Origin of the sequence: Microbispora catharanthi, assembly GCF_006334915.2 — a bacterium.
Lineage (GTDB): Bacteria > Actinomycetota > Actinomycetes > Streptosporangiales > Streptosporangiaceae > Microbispora > Microbispora catharanthi.
On sequence record NZ_VDMA02000023.1, the window covers coordinates 30,029 to 49,037 of the forward strand.

The 19,009-nt window shown below is 72.5% G+C and carries 19 protein-coding genes; 9 read left to right on the top strand and 10 right to left on the bottom strand.

Going from position 1 to position 19,009, the window contains the following annotated elements:
• Nucleotides 1-12 precede the first annotated feature (12 nt).
• Nucleotides 13-1,020: an endonuclease/exonuclease/phosphatase family protein gene (locus FH610_RS33490; RefSeq protein WP_139579242.1), complete on the top strand. Its 1,008-nt coding sequence runs from the start codon at nucleotides 13-15 to the stop codon at nucleotides 1,018-1,020.
• A gap of 17 nt (nucleotides 1,021-1,037) precedes the next feature.
• Here the strand turns inward: FH610_RS33490 and FH610_RS33495 are convergent, their stop codons facing one another.
• Together FH610_RS33495 and FH610_RS33500 are read right to left on the bottom strand one after the other, a co-directional pair.
• A complete protein-coding gene (locus FH610_RS33495) occupies nucleotides 1,038-1,613 on the bottom strand; it encodes a glycosyltransferase family protein (protein ID WP_139579243.1) in 576 nt (191 codons plus the stop codon).
• A complete protein-coding gene (locus tag FH610_RS33500; protein ID WP_139579244.1) occupies nucleotides 1,610-2,125 on the bottom strand; it encodes a M48 metallopeptidase family protein in 516 nt (171 codons plus the stop codon). Before FH610_RS33500 ends, FH610_RS33495 begins: the two co-directional genes overlap by 4 nt.
• Nucleotides 2,126-2,325: 200 nt before the next feature.
• Between FH610_RS33500 and FH610_RS33505 the strand changes: the two genes are divergently transcribed.
• Together FH610_RS33505 and FH610_RS33510 are read left to right on the top strand one after the other, a co-directional pair.
• Nucleotides 2,326-3,414 (top strand): ThiF family adenylyltransferase, encoded by a 1,089-nt coding sequence (locus FH610_RS33505; RefSeq protein WP_139579245.1) that lies wholly within the window; start codon nucleotides 2,326-2,328, stop codon nucleotides 3,412-3,414.
• Nucleotides 3,415-3,828: 414 nt separating this feature from the next.
• Nucleotides 3,829-5,181 carry an ABC1 kinase family protein gene (locus tag FH610_RS33510; RefSeq protein ID WP_476703419.1) on the top strand — a complete coding sequence of 451 codons (1,353 nt, stop codon included), beginning with the start codon at nucleotides 3,829-3,831 and terminating at the stop codon, nucleotides 5,179-5,181.
• Nucleotides 5,182-5,197: 16 nt separating this feature from the next.
• On the opposite strand, the gene FH610_RS33515 is transcribed toward FH610_RS33510, so the two are convergent.
• From FH610_RS33515 to FH610_RS33540, 6 genes are all read right to left on the bottom strand, one after another.
• Complete coding sequence (locus FH610_RS33515) at nucleotides 5,198-5,635, bottom strand: hypothetical protein (protein ID WP_139579247.1); 438 nt, start codon at nucleotides 5,633-5,635, stop codon at nucleotides 5,198-5,200.
• Nucleotides 5,636-5,876: 241 nt separating this feature from the next.
• A complete protein-coding gene (locus FH610_RS33520) occupies nucleotides 5,877-6,059 on the bottom strand; it encodes a hypothetical protein (protein WP_139579248.1) in 183 nt (60 codons plus the stop codon).
• Nucleotides 6,060-6,096: 37 nt separating this feature from the next.
• On the bottom strand, nucleotides 6,097-6,360 hold the full coding sequence (locus tag FH610_RS33525; RefSeq protein ID WP_030507395.1) for a WhiB family transcriptional regulator: 264 nt from the start codon (nucleotides 6,358-6,360) through the stop codon (nucleotides 6,097-6,099).
• Nucleotides 6,361-6,481: 121 nt separating this feature from the next.
• On the bottom strand, nucleotides 6,482-6,763 hold the full coding sequence (locus FH610_RS33530) for a hypothetical protein (RefSeq protein WP_139579249.1): 282 nt from the start codon (nucleotides 6,761-6,763) through the stop codon (nucleotides 6,482-6,484).
• A gap of 121 nt (nucleotides 6,764-6,884) precedes the next feature.
• On the bottom strand, nucleotides 6,885-7,781 hold the full coding sequence (locus FH610_RS33535; protein WP_139579250.1) for an acyl-CoA thioesterase: 897 nt from the start codon (nucleotides 7,779-7,781) through the stop codon (nucleotides 6,885-6,887).
• 24 nt (nucleotides 7,782-7,805) lie between these two features.
• Nucleotides 7,806-9,860 carry an ATP-dependent DNA helicase UvrD2 gene (locus FH610_RS33540; protein ID WP_240809351.1) on the bottom strand — a complete coding sequence of 685 codons (2,055 nt, stop codon included), beginning with the start codon at nucleotides 9,858-9,860 and terminating at the stop codon, nucleotides 7,806-7,808.
• Between the two features lie 117 nt (nucleotides 9,861-9,977).
• On the opposite strand from FH610_RS33540, the gene FH610_RS33545 reads away from it, so the two are divergent.
• On the top strand, nucleotides 9,978-10,991 hold the full coding sequence (locus FH610_RS33545; protein ID WP_240809352.1) for an alpha/beta hydrolase: 1,014 nt from the start codon (nucleotides 9,978-9,980) through the stop codon (nucleotides 10,989-10,991).
• Between the two features lie 76 nt (nucleotides 10,992-11,067).
• Nucleotides 11,068-11,307: a mycoredoxin gene (locus FH610_RS33550; RefSeq protein WP_139579251.1), complete on the top strand. Its 240-nt coding sequence runs from the start codon at nucleotides 11,068-11,070 to the stop codon at nucleotides 11,305-11,307.
• A gap of 1 nt (nucleotide 11,308) precedes the next feature.
• On the opposite strand, the gene nudC is transcribed toward FH610_RS33550, so the two are convergent.
• Nucleotides 11,309-12,223, bottom strand: a complete 915-nt coding sequence (nudC, locus tag FH610_RS33555) for an NAD(+) diphosphatase (protein WP_420813757.1) — start codon at nucleotides 12,221-12,223, stop codon at nucleotides 11,309-11,311.
• A gap of 129 nt (nucleotides 12,224-12,352) precedes the next feature.
• Here nudC and FH610_RS33560 point away from each other — a divergent pair, with 129 nt between their 5' ends.
• Genes FH610_RS33560 through FH610_RS33575 form a run of 4 tightly spaced genes read left to right on the top strand, consistent with a single transcriptional unit; the run spans nucleotide 12,353 to nucleotide 17,852 of the window.
• Complete coding sequence (locus FH610_RS33560) at nucleotides 12,353-13,516, top strand: ATP-grasp domain-containing protein (protein ID WP_139579253.1); 1,164 nt, start codon at nucleotides 12,353-12,355, stop codon at nucleotides 13,514-13,516.
• A complete protein-coding gene (locus tag FH610_RS33565; protein WP_240809353.1) occupies nucleotides 13,501-15,120 on the top strand; it encodes an IucA/IucC family protein in 1,620 nt (539 codons plus the stop codon). Before FH610_RS33560 ends, FH610_RS33565 begins: the two co-directional genes overlap by 16 nt.
• Nucleotides 15,121-15,123: 3 nt before the next feature.
• Nucleotides 15,124-16,761: an IucA/IucC family protein gene (locus FH610_RS33570; protein WP_139579254.1), complete on the top strand. Its 1,638-nt coding sequence runs from the start codon at nucleotides 15,124-15,126 to the stop codon at nucleotides 16,759-16,761.
• On the top strand, nucleotides 16,758-17,852 hold the full coding sequence (locus tag FH610_RS33575; protein WP_139579255.1) for a type III PLP-dependent enzyme domain-containing protein: 1,095 nt from the start codon (nucleotides 16,758-16,760) through the stop codon (nucleotides 17,850-17,852). Before FH610_RS33570 ends, FH610_RS33575 begins: the two co-directional genes overlap by 4 nt.
• A 3-nt stretch (nucleotides 17,853-17,855) precedes the next feature.
• Here FH610_RS33575 and FH610_RS33580 read toward each other — a convergent pair whose 3' ends face one another.
• Nucleotides 17,856-18,761 (bottom strand): hypothetical protein, encoded by a 906-nt coding sequence (locus tag FH610_RS33580; protein ID WP_139579256.1) that lies wholly within the window; start codon nucleotides 18,759-18,761, stop codon nucleotides 17,856-17,858.
• Between the last annotated feature and the right edge of the window lie 248 nt (nucleotides 18,762-19,009).

Genomic DNA, 19,009 nt, shown 5'->3' on the forward strand with positions numbered 1-19,009 from the left:
TAGTGTCGCCACATGACCAAGGTTGACGTGGGCGGTGAGATCGTCTCTCCCCCGCGCCGCAGGCTCCGGGTCTCCCCGCTCCTGGCGTGGATCGCGGTGGCGCCGTTCACGGTCTGGGCGGCGGCCCGGCTCGCCGGAGTCGACGGCGTCGCTCGCCTCTGGGGAGTAGGCGTCGCGCTGATGACGGGCACACCGTATGTCGCGGCCGCGTCGCTCCTGGCGGTGCTGATCGCACTGGCCGCCCGCCGCGCGGCCGTGATCACGGTGGCGGTGGCCGCGTCGGCCCTCCTGGCGGCCGTGGTGCTGCCCCGCGCGGCCGGCTCGGCCCCCACGGCCACCGGGCCGTCGCTGCGGATCCTGACGGTCAACCTCTTCTTCGGCGCGGGCGACGCCGCTACCGTGGTGGACCTCGTACGCAGGCTCGAACCGGACGTGCTCAACACCCAGGAACTCACCCCCGAGGCCGTCGAGGCGCTGGACGCGGCGGGCGTGGCGAGGCTGCTGCCGTACCGGCACCTGGAGGACGGGCCCGGGCCCTCGGGCAGCGGGATCTACGCCCGCCACCCCCTGACCGAGGCGCCCGACTTCGCGCCCGAGGGCGGCCACAACATGCCGAGGGCCCGGCTCGCCCTGCCGTCCGGACCGCCCGTGGAGATCGTCGACGTGCACACCCTCGCCCCGCTGAACGGTCATGACGTGGCCCAGTGGACCGCTGAGCTGGCGGCGCTCCCGGCCGCGTCCCCCGGTGTCGTACGCGTCCTGGCCGGCGACTTCAACGCGAGCCTCGATCACGCGGCCCTGCGCGCGGTGCTCGGGCGGGGCTACGCGGACGCGGCCGACGCGACCGGCGACGGCCTGACCACCACCTGGCCGGCCGACAGGCGGTACCCGCCGTTGATCACCATCGACCACGTGCTGTACGACCAGCGGGCGTCGGCGGTGGACACAAGCGTTCACCGGGTCCCGGGCAGCGACCACCGCGCGTTCTTCGCCGAGCTTCGCCTGCCCGGAAGCCTGTGACCCCCTACGACCAGGACTCAGGTCAGCAGAGCCCGGGTGTTGTCCCAGCCCTCGAGGCCGGGGTCGAGGCGGGCCACGTCCTGCGGTTTCCTGAGCCGGTGCCAGCCCGGACCGGTGGCGACCATGCGGGGACCCGGCGCCCGGCGGCGCATCGCCGCGACGACGTCGGGTTCGTCGAAATCGGGCGCGGCCCACTCGGGGACCGGCAGGCGCGCCGCCACGGCGACGGCGCCGCCGCCCTCGGCAGGGCAGACCGCGAGGTGCGCCCGTCCGAGCTCCCGGAAGAGCTTTCCGATCAGCAGCGGCGGCAGGTCGGGGGCGTCGGCGCTGACGATCACGCCCTCCTCCTCCTGAGGCAGCGCGGCGAAGGCGTCGGCGGGTGAGGCGATCGGCAGGACGGGCGTGCCCGGCCAGGCGATGTCCTCGAGCCCCGGCACACCGGCCGAAAGGATCACCGGGCGCACCAGTTCGAGCCCGGCGACCATCTCGTAGGTGTCCTCGGCCATCGCCGTCAGGAACTCGGCCGGGTCCACGCCGGGCGGAGCCGCCTCCGCCATGCCCGGCGTGACCAGCACCGCGGCGACCCGGGTCAACACTCCTCCGGGGAGCCGTTGGCGGCCATCGAGAAGCCCTCCAGGAAGCCCCTGGCACGTTCCGCCCGTGGGTAGCGCTCCACGAGGGCCCAGAAACGCGGGCCGTGACTCGGAACGAGCAGGTGGACGAGCTCGTGCATGATGACGTAGTCGACGACCCAGGCCGGCATGCCCCGCAGCCGGGCCGACAGCCTGATCGTGCCGTGGTCGGGGGTGCACGAGCCCCACCTGTGGAGCTGGTTCTCCACCCAGCGCACACTGGTCGGCAGGGCCTTTCCGTCCAGGTAGCGCGCCGACAGCTCCGCCGCCCTTTCGAGCAGGTCGTCGTCGCTCGGGCGTCTTCGCTGCTCCTTCGCCGCAAGGCGGTCGAGCATGCGGCGTACCCACTGCTCCTCGTCGGTCGTGCTCAGACCAGCCGGAAGCAACACGATGGTCTTGTCTCCATCGCGGTACGCGGAAACGGTTCGCCGCCGTCGTGCGCTCCGACGAACCTCGACTGTCTCGGGGGGCACATATGAAAGGTAGCCGACACGCGCCGAATTCCACAGGGGGTGGTACACGTTCTCCCTGGTCAATCGGGCGAACGTGACCTTGCGGGCGTGAAAACTACGGGGTTGCGGACATTCACCAACCACGATCACCCCGGTAATTATCCACAGCCCCGCTGGTTCCGACGCCGGGGCTTTCCGACGTATGGCAAGGTCTGGCGATTATGAGACCTCGCCTCAAGCCCGTGCTGCGCCGGGTCGAAAGAGACGGCCGCACGCTGCAGTTCGGTGTCCATCCGCTGCGGGCCGTCGTGCTGACCGGCGTCGAGCCGCCCGTACGCCGCCTGATCGACGGCCTGGACGGCACCCGCACCCTCCGGCAGGCGGTGGCCGGCAGCGGCCTCGACGAGGCGTCCGCCCAGGAGGTGGTCGCCCGGCTCGCCGCGCACGGCCTGATCGAGGACGCCGCGACCCGGCCGGAACCCCTCGCCGACCTGCCGCCGGCCGAGCGCGACCGCCTCCGCCCCGAGCTGGACAGGCTGTCGCTGACCTCCACCGACGGCGGCATGGGCGCCCTGTCGGCGCGGAGGGCGGCCCGGGTCCGCGTGTACGGCGCCGGCCGGGTCGGCGCCCGGATCGTCACCCTGCTCGCCGCGGCCGGAGTGGGCCACATCTGCGTGGTCGATCCCGGCACGGCCACCGCGGGCGACGTGGTCCCCGGCGGGCTCGGCCGCGCGGAGACCGGGATGACCCGCGAGGAGGCCGCCGTGCTCGCGGCCCAGCGGAGCTCCCCCGCCGTCAACGCCTGGCCCGGACGGGCCGCCTCCCGCCTGTCCGACGGCGGGGTGCGCCCCGACCTCGTGATCCTCGCGCCCGCCGATCCGCTCGACGCCACGCTGGTCCACGAGATCGTCGCCGAAGGCGTGGCGCACCTGCTGGTCTGCGCCTTCGAGGGACACGGCTCGGTGGGGCCCTTCGTCGTCCCGGGGCTCACCCCCTGCCTGCGCTGCCTCGATCTCACCCGCCGCGACCGGGACCCCTCCTGGCCGCTCGTGGGCGCCCGGCTCGGGGGTTACCCCGCGGGCGAGATCGCCTGCGACGTGGTCCTGTCCTGCCTGGTCGCCGCGCAGGCGGCCGGTCAGGCTCTGGCCTATCTCGACGAGGGACGCGTGCCCGACGGCCTGCTGGAAGTGTCGCCCGGATGGCGCTGGCGGCACCGCGCCTGCGAGCCGCATCCCGACTGCGGCTGCGTCCGCAGCGACCTGGCCGGCGCCGCCGTGATCGCGCCCCGAGCTCCCGGCCAGGCCGCGTGAACCGGCCTCTCAAACCGGCACGGATGTCCCGGACCACCTCCAGGAAGTTGCGGATCACGGCGGTGCGACGCGCTCCGCTCCAGACGACGCCGATCCGCCAGACCGCGACCGGGTGGTCGAGAGGCTTCGGGGACGAGCGGGACCCCCGAACCGCCCGGTTCGCCGTGGAGCCCGTGCCGGTCACGCGCACCTCCGGACGTACGGACCGGCCCGGGTCCGCCTGACCCGGCTCGCGTGGCGGGCACGGCCGCCGTACGGCCCGTCAAACCTTTCACCGGCGGATACTCCCGTAACGACAGCGATGGTGTGACCAATGTCATAGACGGCGTATTTCCCCGAAAGGCTCGCGACCGCCGGAGCCGGGGCGGCCGCCCGATCGGAAATTGTGGTCGATAGCACCCTTCATCGCCGACAATGGGTCGTGTGAGTGACCTTCCCCACCGCGCCGTGACCCGCTCGGCAAAGCTCGCGACACTCCCCCTCGGGTTCGCCGGCCGCACCGCGCTCGGACTGGGCAGGCGGCTCGGTGGCGCCTCCGCGGAGATCGTCGCCCAGGAGATCCAGCAGCGCACGGCCGACCAGATCTTCAAGGTGCTCGGCGAGCTCAAGGGCGGGGCCATGAAACTCGGCCAGGCCCTGTCGATCTTCGAGGCCGCGCTGCCGCCCGAGATCGCCGGGCCGTACCGGGCGACGCTGACCCGCCTGCAGGACGCCGCGCCGCCGCTTCCGGCCGCCACCGTCCACCGGGTCCTGACCGAGCAGCTGGGCGACGACTGGCGCGAGAACTTCCTGGAGTTCGACGACCGGCCGAGCGCCGCGGCGTCGATCGGGCAGGTGCACCGCGCCGTGTGGCACGACGGCCGCCCGGTCGCCGTGAAGATCCAGTATCCGGGGGCGGGCAAGGCCCTGATCTCCGACTTCAACCAGCTCGCGCGGCTCGGCAAGCTCTTCGGCGCGCTGCTGCCCGGACTGGACATCAAGCCGGTGCTGGCCGAGCTGAAGGAGCGGGTGTCCGAGGAGCTCGACTACCTCAAGGAGGCCGAGGCCCAGCACGCGTTCGCCGAGGAGTTCCGCGACGACCCGGACTTCCACGTGCCCGCCGTGATCGCGGCCAACGAGCAGATCCTCGTCTCCGAGTGGATGACGGGCACCCCGCTCTCCAGGATCATCGCCGACGGCACGCAGGAGGAGCGCAACCACGCCGGCCTGCTGTTCGTCCGCTTCCTGTTCTGCTCTCCGGCCCGGGTCGGGATGCTGCACGCCGACCCCCACCCCGGCAACTTCTGGCTGACGGAGGATGGGCGGCTCGGCGTGCTGGACTTCGGGGCGGTCAACCGCATGCCCGACGGCTACCCCGTCGCCTTCGGCAGGCTCACGCGCATCTTCAACCAGGGCGACATGGACGCGGTCGTGCACGGGCTGCGCGCGGAGGGGTTCATCCGCCCGCACATCGAGGTCGACGTCGACGCCCTGCGGGCCTTCCTCGCGCCGTACGTCGAGCCGACCCGGGTCGAGGAGTTCGCCTTCAGCAGGGAGTGGCTGCGGGAGCAGGCGGCGACCGTGGCCGACCTGCGGCCGAACAACGTGGTCCGCCAGCTCAACCTGCCCGCGTCGTACGTGCTGATCCACCGCGTGCACGCGGCCGGCGTCGGCGTGCTGTGCCAGCTCGGCGCCACCGCCCGCTTCCGTGACGAGGTGGTGCGCTGGGTTCCCGGCTTCGCCGACGAGACGGGCGAGTCCGAGGACAGCGCACTCGCCCTGACCTGAGCCGGCACACTCCGGGCTATCGGCCGCCCCTGCTCTCGACCGTCCGGAGATTCTGGTTGATGACGCAGCGGTTGATCCCTCTCTTGCAGTTGCCGTTGAGGGTGTTGGTGAAGACGCTGACGCTCGACACCTGCTGGATGCCCGCGAACGTGACGGCGCTGTTGGCCGCGGGGGCGTTCACGTTGCGCCGGCCCCCCGATATCTGCTTGGGCGGGCTCTTGATCGTGGGCGAGTTCGCGGTGTTGGTGCCCCCGGTGACCTGGGTCGCTCCGTCGCCGTGACCGTCGCCGTGACCGTGGCCGCTGCCATGGCGGGCCACCCGGAACGCTCCGGGAATCGGCGCCGCCTCGGCCCCCGGCATGACCGAACCCCACAGTCCGATGACGAGCGCGGCGACGGCGAGCCGTCGCGCACCCGCCACGAGATCAAGCGCGCCTGACGTCCGGTCGCCCATCGAAGTCCCACCCACCGCTCGTGCATCGCTTCGCCTGCCGCCCGTGACCATCAGGTGCCGGGGGCGCTCCGGCTCATACCCCGTGATCCTCGCCGGCTCCCACGACAGGCGATCTTCTGTGCGTTCGGTGATCTCTTCTTTACGAGCACGGCGGTTACGAGCACGGCCGAAGGCCCGGGCCGTTCACCGGGCCCGGGCCTTCGTCATCGGATTGCACCGTCGGTGGCGCGTCAGGCTCGCGTCACATACGCGCCAGCGCGGAACTCAGCCGCCGGGACGCGCGCTCGGCCTGCCGGCGTGCCCTCTGCACGCTCCTGATCCGGCCGGCCAGCCGCTCCTCAGCCGCCTCGCGGTGGAGGGTTCGTATTCGCTCATGCGCCAGTTCTTGATGCAGATACAGGGCGGTGATCGGGGAGATGCTCATCTGGATCGGTTCCTTCCGGAATTGCTGTGGTTGCTGGTCAGGCGGCGACAGGAGACTTGCGCGGGCGCCCACGGGGACGCTTGCGGGGCACGACGACCCCCCGCAGGATGAGCTCCCCGCCCCAGACGCCCCACGGCTCCTCGCGCTCCAGCGCGCGGGCCAGGCAGGCCTTCTGGATCGGGCAGCCGCCGCAGAGCGCCTTGGCGAACTCCACGTCCTCGGGAGACTCGGCGAACCACAGGTCGGGCTCCGTACGACAGGGGATTTCGGCTTCGATCAGGTCCATGACCGGGGCCGCCATCTGCGTCACCTCTTCGAATGGTTTGGTCTGGGTGTCCTCGTTCTGGGGTGTGGATTCGTGGCCGACAAACAAGAAGGCCGCGGATCCTGGTGCGGATCCGCGGCCCGGAGGTGGAGACCGGTCAGGGTATGACTGGTCCTCTCCAGGCATAGTGCGGACCCTGCGCACCGCCGCGAGCGGCGGCGCGGATCTGCTCATCGCTCATCGGCCGGTTGACATAAACCGGGCGGTGGGCGGGGTTGCCATGGGTGGCCGGGCGGGCGAACACGCCGAGGGCGGCCGAGCCCGCGACTCCGGTGACCGGAGCCTGGGCAGGAGCGGCCTCGCCACGCCGCAGTTTCGCCGGCATGACAATGGCGGCCGGGCATGCGGAGACGAGCCACAGCGCGCGGGACGTCGTCATGTTCCTCACTGGACTCACCTCCATTTCAGTGCGATCTCGCCGGACCTGAGCGTCCGGCTGACTTGTCCAAGACCCTAAACCGCCGCGGCAGGGTGGGCAACCTATTTTCTACCTGCGATTTTCACGACTTCGTGACATCGGGATGCAGCGCGGGCGACACCCGGATGAGGCATTCCTGAACCACGGATACGGCGAGTTCCCCCGCCGCGGTGAACATCTGCCCGCGGGCGAGCCCGCGCGCCTCCCCCGACCAGGGCGACTCCTGGGCGTACAGCAGCCAATCGTCGGCCCGGAAGGGCCGGTGGAACCACATCGCGTGGTCCAGGGACGCGCCGGACACCGCCGAGGACCCCCAGGCGAGGCCGTGGGCCAGCAGCACGGTGTCCACCAGTGTGAAGTCGCTGGCGTAGGCCGCGAGCACGACGTGCAGCAGCGGGTCGTCGGGCAGGTCGGCGTCGTACCGGAACCAGACGTTGTTCTCCGGGGTGACCAGGGCGGGGTCGTGGGCGGCCTCCCACGTCAGCGCGTTCACATACCGCGCGTCCACCGGGCGCGGCTTGGCCAGCAGCTCGCGCCAGCCCGGCTCGTCGCCCACGACGTCGAGCATCCGCTCCTGGAAGGTCGGCAGGGTCTCGGGGTCCGGCACCTGCGGCATGCGCGCGGCCTGGTGGCTCACGCCCGGCTCCTGGATGTGGAACGACGCCGACATCGAGAAGATCGCCTTGCCGTGCTGGATGGCCGTGATGCGCCGGGTGGTGAACGACCGCCCGTCGCGCACCCGCTCGACGTTGTAGACGATCGGGACGGCCGGGTCCCCCGGCCGGATGAAGTAGGCGTGCAGCGAGTGGACCATCCGGTCGGACGGCACCGTACGGCCGGCCGCCACGAGCGCCTGCGCCGCCACCTGGCCGCCGAAGACCCGCTGGATGCGCTCCTCCGGGCTGCGCCCCCGGAAGATGTCGAGCTCGATCGGTTCGAGGTCGAGCAGGTCCAGCAGCTCCTTCAGGGCCGAGTTCACAGGGGCCTCCAGCGCACGCGGGTATTACTCGTCGGTAACACTATCGGCGCCGCGGCAGAGCTCGAGGACCGCGTCGCCGTACCGCTCAAGTTTGACGCGTCCGATTCCGGCGATCGCGAGCAGGTCCTCCTCAGAGGTGGGCACCCGCTCTGCGATGGCCTGGAGGGTGACGTCCGTGAAGACGACGTACGCCGGCACCTTGGCCTCCTTCGCCGCCGCCGTGCGCCACGCCTTGAGGCGTTCGAGCAGGGCCTCGTCGTAGTCCGCCGGGCAGGTCGCGCAGCGGCCCAGCTTCTGCTCGGCCGCGGCCGAGAGCGTCTTGCCGCAGATCCGGCAGTGCAGCGGCGCCGCCGACCGCTTCGCCCGCCCGCCCGCGCCTCCCGGCCGCTCGGCCCTGGCCGGGCTCGCCGTACGCGGGGACAGCCCGTCGAGGAAGCGCGACGGCCTGCGGGCGCGGCGGCCTCCCGGCGAGCGGGCGAGCGCCCACGACATGTGCAGGTGCTCGCGGGCCCGGGTGATCCCGACGTACAGCAGCCGCCGCTCCTCCTCGATCTGGTCCGGCGTCTCCGCGTAGACGATCGGGACCATGCCGTCGGTGAGGCCGACGAGGAAGACGGCGTCCCACTCCAGGCCCTTGGCGGCGTGCAGGGAGGCGAGCGTCACGCCCTCGACCGGCGGCGCGTGCTGCTCCATCGCCCTGCGCTCCAGCTCGCCGACGAACCTCGGCAGGTCGGCGCCCTCGGTCGCCATGTCCTCGGCCAGATCGGCGAGCGCCTTGAGCGACTCCCACTTCTCCCTGGCCTTGCCGCCTCCGGGCGGCTCGGCGGTCAGCCCGATGCCCGAGAGGATCGCGCGCACGGCGGGCGCGAGCGGCTCGTCGGCCGACGACCGGGCCGCGCCGCGCAGCAGCACCACGGCCTGGCGCACCTCGGGGCGCTCGAAGAACCGCTCCGCCCCGCGCAGCAGGTAGGGCACGCCGGCGTCGGTGAACGCCTGCTCGTACGCCTCCGACTGGGCGTTGACGCGGAACAGCACCGCGATCTCGCGGGTGGGCACGCCGTCCGCCATCAGCTTCTTGACCGTGAGAGCGACGCCGAGCGCCTCGGCCTGCTCGTCGTCGTACTCGGTGAAGACCGGCTCGGGTCCTTCGGGCCGCTGGGCGACCAGTTCCAGCCGGTGGGGCGAGCGCGCCATGACGCGGTTGGCCAGCGTGACCACCTGCGGGGTCGAGCGGTAGTCGCGCACCAGCCTGATCACGGCCGCCGAGGGATGCTCGACGGCGAAGTTGGTCAGATAGTGGGGCGTCGCGCCGGTGAACGAGTAGATGGTCTGGTTGGGGTCGCCCACCACGCACACGTCGTCGCGCCCGCCGAGCCAGGTGTCGAGCAGCAGCTTCTGCAGCGGGTTGACGTCCTGGAACTCGTCGACCACGAAGTAGCGGTACTGCTGGCGGATCTGCGCCGCGACCTCCCGGTGCTCGGTCATCACGGCCGCCGTGAGCTCCAGGATCGTCTCGAAGTCGATCAGGTTGCGCTGGCGGCGCAGGCTCTCGTACCCCTCGTACAGCCGCGCCACCTCCTCGGGCGCGATCGGCGGGGTGCGGCGGGCCTTGGCCGCGGCGGCCGGGTAGTCCTCCGGACCGATCTGGGTGACCTTCGCCCACTCGATCTCGCTCGCGACGTCGCGCAGCTCACCGCGGTCGGGGTTCCTGCGCAGGCGCCTGGCCGCCTCCACGAGCAGCGGCAGCTTCGACTCGACCACCTGCGGCGGATCGCCGCCGATCACTCGCGGCCAGAAGTAGCTGAGCTGACGCAGGGCCGCCGCGTGGAACGTGCGGGCCTGCACGCCGGGCGCCCCGAGACCGCGCAGCCGCTGCTTCAGCTCGGCCGCCGCACGGGTCGTGAAGGTCACGGCGAGCACACCCTGCGGCTCGACCACCCCGGTCTGCACGGCGTACGCGATGCGGTGCGTGATGGCGCGGGTCTTGCCGGTCCCCGCCCCGGCGAGCACGCACACCGGTCCGCGCACCGCCTGGGCGACCTCGCGCTGCTCGGGATCCAGACCGTCGAGGACGTCCAAGGAACGGCTCCCAACATGCGTTGCGGACGTTGTTACTGGCATCATCCTTCCAGCAGCCGACCGAGCGTGTCCCGGGGACCGGTCGGCGCACGACGCGACATCGGGGAGGAAGACGCCGTGGCCACCGCGGTCCGAACTGCTTTAGGCATGGGCGCCGCCGCCCTCGCCGCCCTCATGCTCGCCCCGCCGGACGCCCAGGCGGCCGCCTCGGCGGGAGCTCCCGTCCATCGCCCCTCCGCTTCCCCGGCCCCGTCCGCGACACCGTCCGCCGCGCCCTCGGCCTCGCCCTCCGCGAGCCCGTCGCCCTCGCCGTCCCCGTCGGCCTCGCCCTCGCCGGCCCTCACGCCGTCCGATGTGCGGATCCACACCTACGCGTACGGCTCGCACGCGCGCCAGATCATGGACGTGTGGTGGCACACCGTCGGACCGCGGCGCCCGGCCGTCTTCGTCATCCACGGCGGCTGGTGGTCCGGGGGCGACAAGAAGTACATGACGTCGATCAGCCGCAGCTACTCCCAGCTCGGCTACACCGTCGTGAACCTCGACTACCGGCTGTCGGGCGACGCGGCCTGGCCGGCGCAGCGCACCGACGTGCTGACCGCCGTCAACGCCGTGCGCAGGCACGCGGCGTTCTTCAACACCGACCCCAGCCGCTACGTCCTGATCGGGTTCTCCGCCGGCGGCCACCTCGCCGCCGCCGTCGGCGCGTACGGCGACGGGCGGCCGGGGCTGCGCGGCGTCGTCGGGATCTCCCCGCCCGTCTCGCCGCTGTCGGCGTTCACGGACGGCAGCGCGTTCGGCAGCAAGGAGCAGCAGAAACTGCGCAAGGCGGCCATCAAGCTGGCCGGCGGCTGCACGCCCGCCCAGTGCCCGCGCGTCTGGTCGAGCATGGAGGTGCCGTTCCACGCCTCGGCCGGCGACCCGCCGATGCTCGCCTTCCACTCCTCCGAGGAGTTCGTCCCGCCCTACCAGAGCGAGATGCTCGAGGAGTCGCTGGCGAGCGTCGGGGTCCGGATGACCGTCAAGACGATGGCCGGCACCCAGCACAGCGCCCCGCTGTACCGGGAGCCGGGGGTCGCCGAGACCGTCCAGGCCTGGATCATCGCCCGGCTGGGGCGCGTCGCCGGGTAGCCGGGAACACGTGGCGCGCTCGCGATGTTGCCATGACTGCTCTCGGCAACAGTGATGCGCACGGAAGGGACGACAGATGGCGCTGACGGTTTACACCACAAGCTGGTGCGGCCCCTGCAAGCGGCTGAAGGGCCAGCTCACCCGGGAGGGCATCGTCTTCAGCGAGGTCGACATCGAGCGCCACCCGGACGCCGCCGACTTCGTCGCGAGCGTGAACAACGGCAACCAGGTCGTCCCCACCGTGGTCGCGGACTGTCACACCATGACCAACCCCTCGGTCGCCGAGGTGAAGCGGCACCTCGAAGGCGCCTGCTGATTCACCAGTCGGTGTCGGGGATCGGCGCTCCGTACCAGGTCTCGATCAGCCGCCGGGCGATCGAGACCTGGCCGGGCAGCACCAGGTCACCAGAACGCACCTGGGCCTCCAGCTCCTCCCGGGACAGCCAGCGGGCCTCGGCGATCTCCTCCAGGTCGGGGCGCAGGTCGGTGGTGACGGCGCGGGCGAAGAAGCCGAGCATCAGACTGCGCGGGAACGGCCAGGGTTGACTGCCGAGATACCGCGGCGCGGTGACGGCGACGCCCACCTCTTCCAGGACCTCGCGGACCACCGCGTGCTCCAGCGACTCCCCCGGCTCGACGAACCCGGCGAGCACCGACATCCGGCCCCGGGGCCACTGCGGGCCGCGCGCGAGCAGGATGCGGCCCTCGTCGTCGTGCACCAGCATGATCACCGCAGGGTCGACGCGCGGGAAGTGCTGGCTGCCGTCGCGCGGGCACACCCGCATGTGGCCCGACGCGGTCACGTCAGTGAGGCCGCCACACCTCGGGCAGTACTCATGACTCGCGTGCCACGCCTCCAGGGCCACCGCGTAGACGAGGAGCCCGGCGTCGCGGTCGTCCAGCAGCACCGCGGCCTCCCGCAGGCCCACCGCGTCCCCGGTGCTTCGGAGGGGCTCGGGCAGCGGGGCGTTGACCGCGAAGTAGGGCACGCCGTCCTCGTCCACGCCCAGCAGGTAACGCGTGCCCTCCGGCGCCTCGGCCGGCGAGGTGAGCACCAGGGCCGCGCCGTCGGTGAAGCGGCGCACCAGCGTGCGGCCGTCGTGGATGAGGAAAACTCTCGTCTTCTCCGCCTCCCACGCGCGCCGCAGCCATTCCTCGTCGCCGCGCAGGGCCGCCGATCTGTCGATGGCGCTCCTCGCCAGGAGCAGGGGGCCGAGCAGTCCGTCCGCGATTTCCACGCCGTCATCCTTCCACTGCCGCCGCTCCGGCAATCTTCCTGCCCATGCCCGTTCCCCGGTCAAAAGGTCGACGTCCCCGGCTAAGATGCAGTCGCTTAGGTTAGCCTTACCTATGGAGGGCCGGTGCGGCTGTACCTCACCACGCTCAACCCGACCGACTCGGTGACCGGCGGGTTCCTCCCCGCCGCGGCCGCGCTGGGCTGGGACGTGACGATACTCACCGACCAGCCTGATCGGTATCCGGGGTACGACGTCGTGGCGGCGGACGTCCGCGACCCCCGGGCGGTGATCGACGCGGTGGCCGCCCACCACCGGCCCGATGTGATCTTCTCCAACTCCGACCACCTCCAGGCCGCCACCGCGCTCGCCGCCGGGTATTTCGGCCTGCCGGGCAAGGACTGGCGGGCCTGCGTGACCGCCAAGAACAAGGCGCTCACCCGCCGCGCCCTCGCCGCCGTCGAACCCGTCAGGTCCGTACGGCTGCCGCCCGGCGGAGGGGTGCCGGAGGGCCTGCCGTACCCGGTCGTGGTCAAGCCCGCGCTGGGCGTGGCCAGCGAGGACGTGGTGCTGGTGGACGGCCCGGACGCGCTGGCCGCCGCCGTCACGGCGATCAGGGAGCGGCGGCCGGAGGAGGTCCTGGTCGCGGAGGAGTTCCTCGACGGGCCGGTCCGCACGCTGGAGACGCTCGGCGACGGCACCACCCGGGAAGTCGTCGGCGGGTTCGCCACCACGCTCGGCCCGCTGCCGCACTTCGTTGAGGAGCGCCTGGACTGGCGGCCCCCCGACGCCGGCCACCTGGCCCACCTGGGCGCGGCGCTCGACGCGGCGGGGGTCGGCTTCGGGGTGTGCCACACCGAGTATGCCGTCACCCCGGACGGTCCCCGCGTCATCGAGATCAACTATCGGCTGATCGGCGACAACTGCGACTTCCTGCTGGCGGACCTGCTCGGTGTGCCCCTGCACCAGTGGATCCTGCGCGTCCACGCGGGCGAGCCGGTGTCCTCGTTCGACCTGGACGGCCTTCGCGCGGCGTACGGATCCGTGGTGAGCCTCGTGGCCGAGCGCTCCGGCACGGTCACCGCCGCGCCGCCGGACATCTCCGTGCGTCGTACGGGCGACGGCGTGCGGCTGTGGCACCGGGCACTGCGCCGGATCGGCGATCATGTCGAGGTGACGGGCACGAACCGCGACTACCTCGGCCTGCTCCGCGCCGTCGGCCCGGACGCCGCCGGCGTCGACGCCGCGATCGACACCTTCAGGAAGGAGCACCCTTGGGTGCTCGCATGATCCCGGCGGCGCGCGACCACCGGGGGGCGACGGGTGGAGAGCACTACCTGGCCGCGCGGGTGCTGAACGCCCTGCTGCGAGAGGACTACGCCGGGATCTCCGCCAGGGTCACCCACGACAAGGACGGGGTCGCGATCGTCCTCGCCTCGGGACGACGGGTCGGGCTCGCCGCGGGCAACCCGTTCCAGGACTTCGCCACGGCCCCGTACGAGCGCCTGCGCCTGGCGGAGGTGCTGGAGACGCTGGAGGCCGTCGCCCACCCCGCAGACGCCGAGGGGGTCGCCGCCTTCGAGCGGGAGTGCCACGAGACGCTCGCGGCCCTGGAGGCCCACCACCGGATGCGCGGCGAGGTGGCGCGGCGGCTGCGGAGGCGTCACGGCCTCATCCGCTACGAGTCTCTGGCGGCCGCGGTGGACCATCCGCTCTATCCGACGGCCAGGTGCCGTCTCGGGGTCTCCCCCGCCGACCTGGCGGCCTACGCCCCGGAGTTCGCCCCCGAGTTCCGCATGAGGTGGACCGCGGCGCCGCGCGAGCGGGTGACGCTCTCCCCGCCGGATCTCCCGGGGTGGTGGCCCGCGCCCGGCGACGTGGGGCTGCCGCCCGGCCTGGCCCGCACGCACGTGCTCCTCCCCGTCCATCCGCTGACGGAGCCGCTGGTGGCCGGGCTTCCCGGGCTGGTCGCGGGTCCGCAGCCGTATGTGACCGTGCGGCCGACCCTGTCGACCCGGACGGTGGAGGTCTCCGAGCGCGTCCATCTCAAGGTGCCGCTCCCGGCGAGCACGCTGGGCCTGCGCAACCGCCGGTCGATCAAACCGGGCACCTTGCGGGACGGAGCGCTGGCCGAGTCGCTGCTGCGCGAGATCCTGGCGCGTGAGCCCGGCCTGCGCGTCTGCCTCGCGGGCGAGCAGACCTACGGGCACGCGGAGCACGAATACCTGGGCTGGCTCGTCCGCGATCTGCCCGTAGGGGAGATCGTGCCGGTCGCCGCCCTGCTCGCGCCGCTCGGCGACTCCGGCGGGCGGCTCGTCCTGCACGAGGTGGCCGAGCGCCACCACGGCGGCGACACGGAGGCGTTGCTGCGCGACTACCTCACGGCGCTGCTCGCGTGGAACGTCACGCTGTTCGTCCGGTACGGCGTCGCGTTGGAGGCCCACCAGCAGAATCTCGCGCTGGTGTTCGGCGACGGACCCATGCGGCTGCTGGTCAAGGACAACGACGGACTGCTGGCCTCGCCCCGGCGGCTGCACGCGGCGGGGATCGAGGCGCCCGGCTTCGGCGACGAGCGCATGCTGACCGACGACCCCTACGCTCTCGCCGACGTCTTCGTGACGATCACCCTGCACCTGGCCGCCATGGCCGTGGCCCACGGCGCGCTGCCCGGCTCCGCCGCCACGCTCGTCGGACGGGCTCTGACGGCCGCGCTGGAGCCGTACGGGGACGACCCGATGGCCCGGCTGCTGCGGGCCCGCACGCTGGAGGCCGCCCGTCTCACCGGCAAGTCGATGGTCGTCGCCGGGACGCTCGTGGCCAAGGACCGCACCGGGGCCAGGGACGTCAACAAGTTCTACGGCACGACCGGCCCCAACTACCTGAGGGGTGCCTGAGCCATGGACCGCCTGCTCCTCGACGCACACGCCCTGGACCCGCACACCCGTGACCCGCACGAGGCCCCGGCCGAGGAGGCGGCGCTCGGCGCGCTGCTGCGCTGCTGGCTGCGCGAGGTCGGCGGCCCCCGTGGGCACGTGCACGCCGCCGGGCCTCACCTGACGCTCCGCGTGGCCGGGACGCCGGTGCGCGTCCGCGTCAGCGGCGGCATCGCGCTGCGCTTCGACGGCCCGCCCGAGCATCTGGCGGAGGGGCGCTGGCGGCCCCTCGACCTGCCCTCGCTCGTCGCGCTGGTGGAACGGGAGCTGGACGGCGGCAACGAGGAGTTCGCCGCCCAGGTGCGGGCCGGGCGAGAGGCGGTCGCGGCGATCCTGGCCGCCCGCGCGCGGGCCGTCCCGCCCGCCGATCCGTGGCTCGCCTCCGAGCAGGCCCTCGTGGCCGGGCACCCGTTCCACCCCGCCCCCAAGGCGCGCTCGGGGGACGGCTGGCTGGACTACGCGCCGGAGACGCACGCGCGGTTCGCGCCGCGCCTGCTCGGGGTGCGCGCCGACCTGGTGGCCCAGGAGGGCGACACGACGGCGCTCGACGCGTTCGGGGACGCGCCGGCGGGATACGTCCCGCTGCCCGCCCATCCCTGGCAGCTCGACCTGCTGGCCGCCGAGCTGCGCGGGCCGCTCGCGGACGGTCGGCTGGTCGACCTCGGGACCGGCCCCCGCGCGATCGTGCCCACCTCGTCGGTCAGGACCGTGTACGACCCCGGCACCGGCATGTGCCTGAAGTTCAGCCTGGACGTGCGGATCACCAACTGCGTGCGCAAGAACGCGTGGTATGAGCTGTCCGGCGCGGTCGAGCTGACCCGGCGGCTCACCCCCGTCTTCGAACGGCTGGCGCGGAGTTTCCCCGGCACGCGGTGGCTGCCCGAGCCCGGCTACCGCTCGGCCGCCCTCGGCACCCGGCTGCTCGAAGGGCTCGGGGTGATCGTCCGTAGCGGCCCGTGGGCGGTGTGCGGGCCGGGGACCACGCCGGTCCTCGCCGGCGCCCTGGCGGCCGGTGCGGACGGGGTTCCCGAGGCCGTCCTGGCCCGCCGGGCGGCCGACCCGGTCGGGTGGTGGGAGGCGTACGTCGAGCGCGTGGCGTTCCCGGTGCTCGACGCCTTCTTCGGGCACGGGGTCGTGCTCGAAGCGCACGTGCAGAACGTGCTCGTCGGATTCGACGCCGCCGGGTGGCCGGTCGAGGCGGTCTTCCGCGACCTGGAGGGCACCAAGCTGGTCTCCGGCCGCCACGACCTGACCGGCGTGCCGGGGGAGGTGGCGGGTCCCCTGTCGTTCGACGCCGCGCGAGGCTGGAACCGGGTCGCCTACTGCCTGTTCGTCAACCACCTGGCGGAGGTGGCCGCGACGGTGGCCGGCACGGCCGACGGCGTCCTGCGCGCGTTGTGGGCGGTCGCCCGGGAGTCCCTGGAGCGTTACGTCACGGACCACACCACCGATTCGGTCGCGCCGCTGACGCGGCTGCTGGCCGGGGCGCCGCTGCCGGCCAAGGCCAACCTCGGCGTGCGCTGGGCGAGGGCGGCCGACCGGGCCGCCGGATATGTGCCCGTTCCGAGCCCGTTCTGCGAGGCGGAAGGAGAGCGCCGATGAGCATCGAGATCCCGGCGGGTGTGCGGAAGGTCGCCGGGTCGCTTGACGACGTCCCCGCCTACGTCTACGACCTGGCCGGACTCGCCCGCCACGCCGCCGACGTGCGGACCGCCCTGGCGGGGACGGAGATCTGCTACGCCGTCAAGGCCAATCCCGACCCGGCGGTGCTGCGGGCGCTCGCGCCGCACATGGACGGTTTCGAGGTCTCCTCCGGCGGCGAGTTCGCACATGTCAGGGCGGTGCTGCCGGAGGTCCCGTTGAGCTTCGGCGGGCCGGGGAAGACCGGCGCGGAGCTGGCCCTCGCCCCCTCGGCGTACCGCTGGCACGTCGAGAGCCCGGCCGAGTTGCGGCGTATGCGCGAACCCGCGGACGTGCTGCTGCGGGTCAACCTCGACGTGAACGTCAGCGGCGCGGCCCTCGCGATGGGCGGCGGCGCCACGCCGTTCGGCATGGACCCCGGCGGGGTCGCCGAGTGCCTGGCCCTGCTCGGGTCCTCGCCGGTGCGGCTGCGCGGCCTCCACGCCCACCTCGCGAGCGGCCTGGCCGCCCCTGACCTGCTCACGCTCGCCGAGGCCGTCCTGGCGTACGGCAGGAGCCTCGGCCTGCGCGAGTTCAACCTGGGCGGCGGCATGGCCGTCTCCTACACGCGCCCGGAGGAGCGGTTCGACTGGGCGGCGTACGGCGCGGGGCTGCGGGCGCTGGCCCGGCCGGGCGAGACGCTGCGCGTGGAGCCGGGGCGCGCCCTGACGGCCTACTGCGGCTGGTATCTCACGACGGTGCTCGACGTGAAGCGCGTCCACGGGGAGCGCTTCGCCGTGCTCTCCGGCGGCACCCACCATCTGCGGACGCCGGTGACGAAGGGACACGACCAGCCGTTCGCCGTCCTCGCGAGGAGCGAGGAGCGCGAGGACGGGCCGGTGACCCTGGTCGGGCGGCTCTGCACGCCCAAGGACGTCTTCGCCCGCCGGGTGACCGCCGCACTCGCCGTCGGCGACGTGGTGGCCTTCGCCATGGCCGGGGCGTACGCCTGGAACATCTCCCACCACGACTTCCTCATGCACCCGAAGCCCGCGTTCCACTACCTGAAGTGAACCTCACCAGGACAGCGTCAGCGTGCCGTCGAGGACCTTGGCGGAGTTGGCGAGGCGGGCCTGGTGGAGCGACCTGACGACGTCGAGCCGGGCGCGGTTCCGGCCGATGACCCGGTTCTGGGCCTCCACATGGACCGTGCGGCGTACGGCGAGGTAGCCGGTCTCGGCCCGGCATCGCGCGTCCGCGACCGCGGTGTCGATCTCGGCCTGCGTGTCGCGCGGCTTGGGGCTCAGGTCGTCGTTGACGGTCGCCGTCCAGCGCGGGTCACCGGAGGCCTGGCCGGTGTTCAGGTAGTCGAAGCCCTCCGACCGCATGCAGTCGCTCCACTCGCGCTCGGCCGCCGCGACCCGCGGGTCCTTGGAGGCGAGCTCGGCCGCGCTGTCGACGTAACGCGGGACCTCGTCGTCGTCGAACCTCTTGCCGGCATCGGCCGGGGCCACGCCCCGCGCTCCCCGGTTCAGCAGGGCGTCCGCCTTGGCCATGCAGCCTCCGGGCGGCACCGTCCGCCCGTGGAATCGCCGGACCTTCCCGTACAGCACGTAGAACTCGTCGTCCGTGGTGGAGTACGACGGAATGCCGGTCATCTCATCCGGATTTCGCCCCTCCCGCAGATATCCGGATTTCCTGGCCTGTCGGGCATCGAGCCACCCGAGGAGGTCGACATTGCGCAGGTCGGTCACCGGTTCGACGGCGGGAAACCGAAAATCGAGCCCCACATGGCGCATGCATTCCTCCATCAGCATGAACCGGGCTCGTATCACCTGGGCGCGATCCTTCGCACCGAGACTGTAGGCGTCGAGAGGGAGCGTGAGATCCGGCGGTTCCGGGGAATTCAGCCCCGCCAGCACCGAACACCCGGTCGCCGCCGCGACGCAGGCCGCGGCCATCGCCATTCTCAAAACCGACATAGGCCATTCATAGCCGATCATGAATATTCGGCGTCGGCGGAATAGCGAATCACTCTCGCGGATAATCCCGATCCCGGCGCGGGACGTTTGTGGCAGGTGCGTCGCCTATGACCGATTCACAGAGCCGGTTTTCCTTCACCCAGTAGGGCTTTCCTTCACCGCGTCGCCCCTTCCGAGGAATTTCCCTCCCATCATCCAGCTGTTACTTTCCGTGGCGTTCCGGAAACCTTCCGTACCATCAATGGAGG

Coding starts and splice junctions, on each gene's coding strand:
- FH610_RS33490 (WP_139579242.1), top strand. CDS start 13: ATGACCAAGGTTGACGTGGGCGGTGAGATCGTCTCTCCCCCGCGCCGC.
- FH610_RS33505 (WP_139579245.1), top strand. CDS start 2,326: ATGAGACCTCGCCTCAAGCCCGTGCTGCGCCGGGTCGAAAGAGACGGC.
- FH610_RS33510 (WP_476703419.1), top strand. CDS start 3,829: ATGGGTCGTGTGAGTGACCTTCCCCACCGCGCCGTGACCCGCTCGGCA.
- FH610_RS33515 (WP_139579247.1), bottom strand. CDS start 5,635: ATGGGCGACCGGACGTCAGGCGCGCTTGATCTCGTGGCGGGTGCGCGA.
- FH610_RS33520 (WP_139579248.1), bottom strand. CDS start 6,059: ATGAGCATCTCCCCGATCACCGCCCTGTATCTGCATCAAGAACTGGCG.
- FH610_RS33525 (WP_030507395.1), bottom strand. CDS start 6,360: ATGGCGGCCCCGGTCATGGACCTGATCGAAGCCGAAATCCCCTGTCGT.
- FH610_RS33530 (WP_139579249.1), bottom strand. CDS start 6,763: ATGACGACGTCCCGCGCGCTGTGGCTCGTCTCCGCATGCCCGGCCGCC.
- FH610_RS33550 (WP_139579251.1), top strand. CDS start 11,068: ATGGCGCTGACGGTTTACACCACAAGCTGGTGCGGCCCCTGCAAGCGG.
- FH610_RS33570 (WP_139579254.1), top strand. CDS start 15,124: ATGGACCGCCTGCTCCTCGACGCACACGCCCTGGACCCGCACACCCGT.
- FH610_RS33575 (WP_139579255.1), top strand. CDS start 16,758: ATGAGCATCGAGATCCCGGCGGGTGTGCGGAAGGTCGCCGGGTCGCTT.
- FH610_RS33580 (WP_139579256.1), bottom strand. CDS start 18,761: ATGTCGGTTTTGAGAATGGCGATGGCCGCGGCCTGCGTCGCGGCGGCG.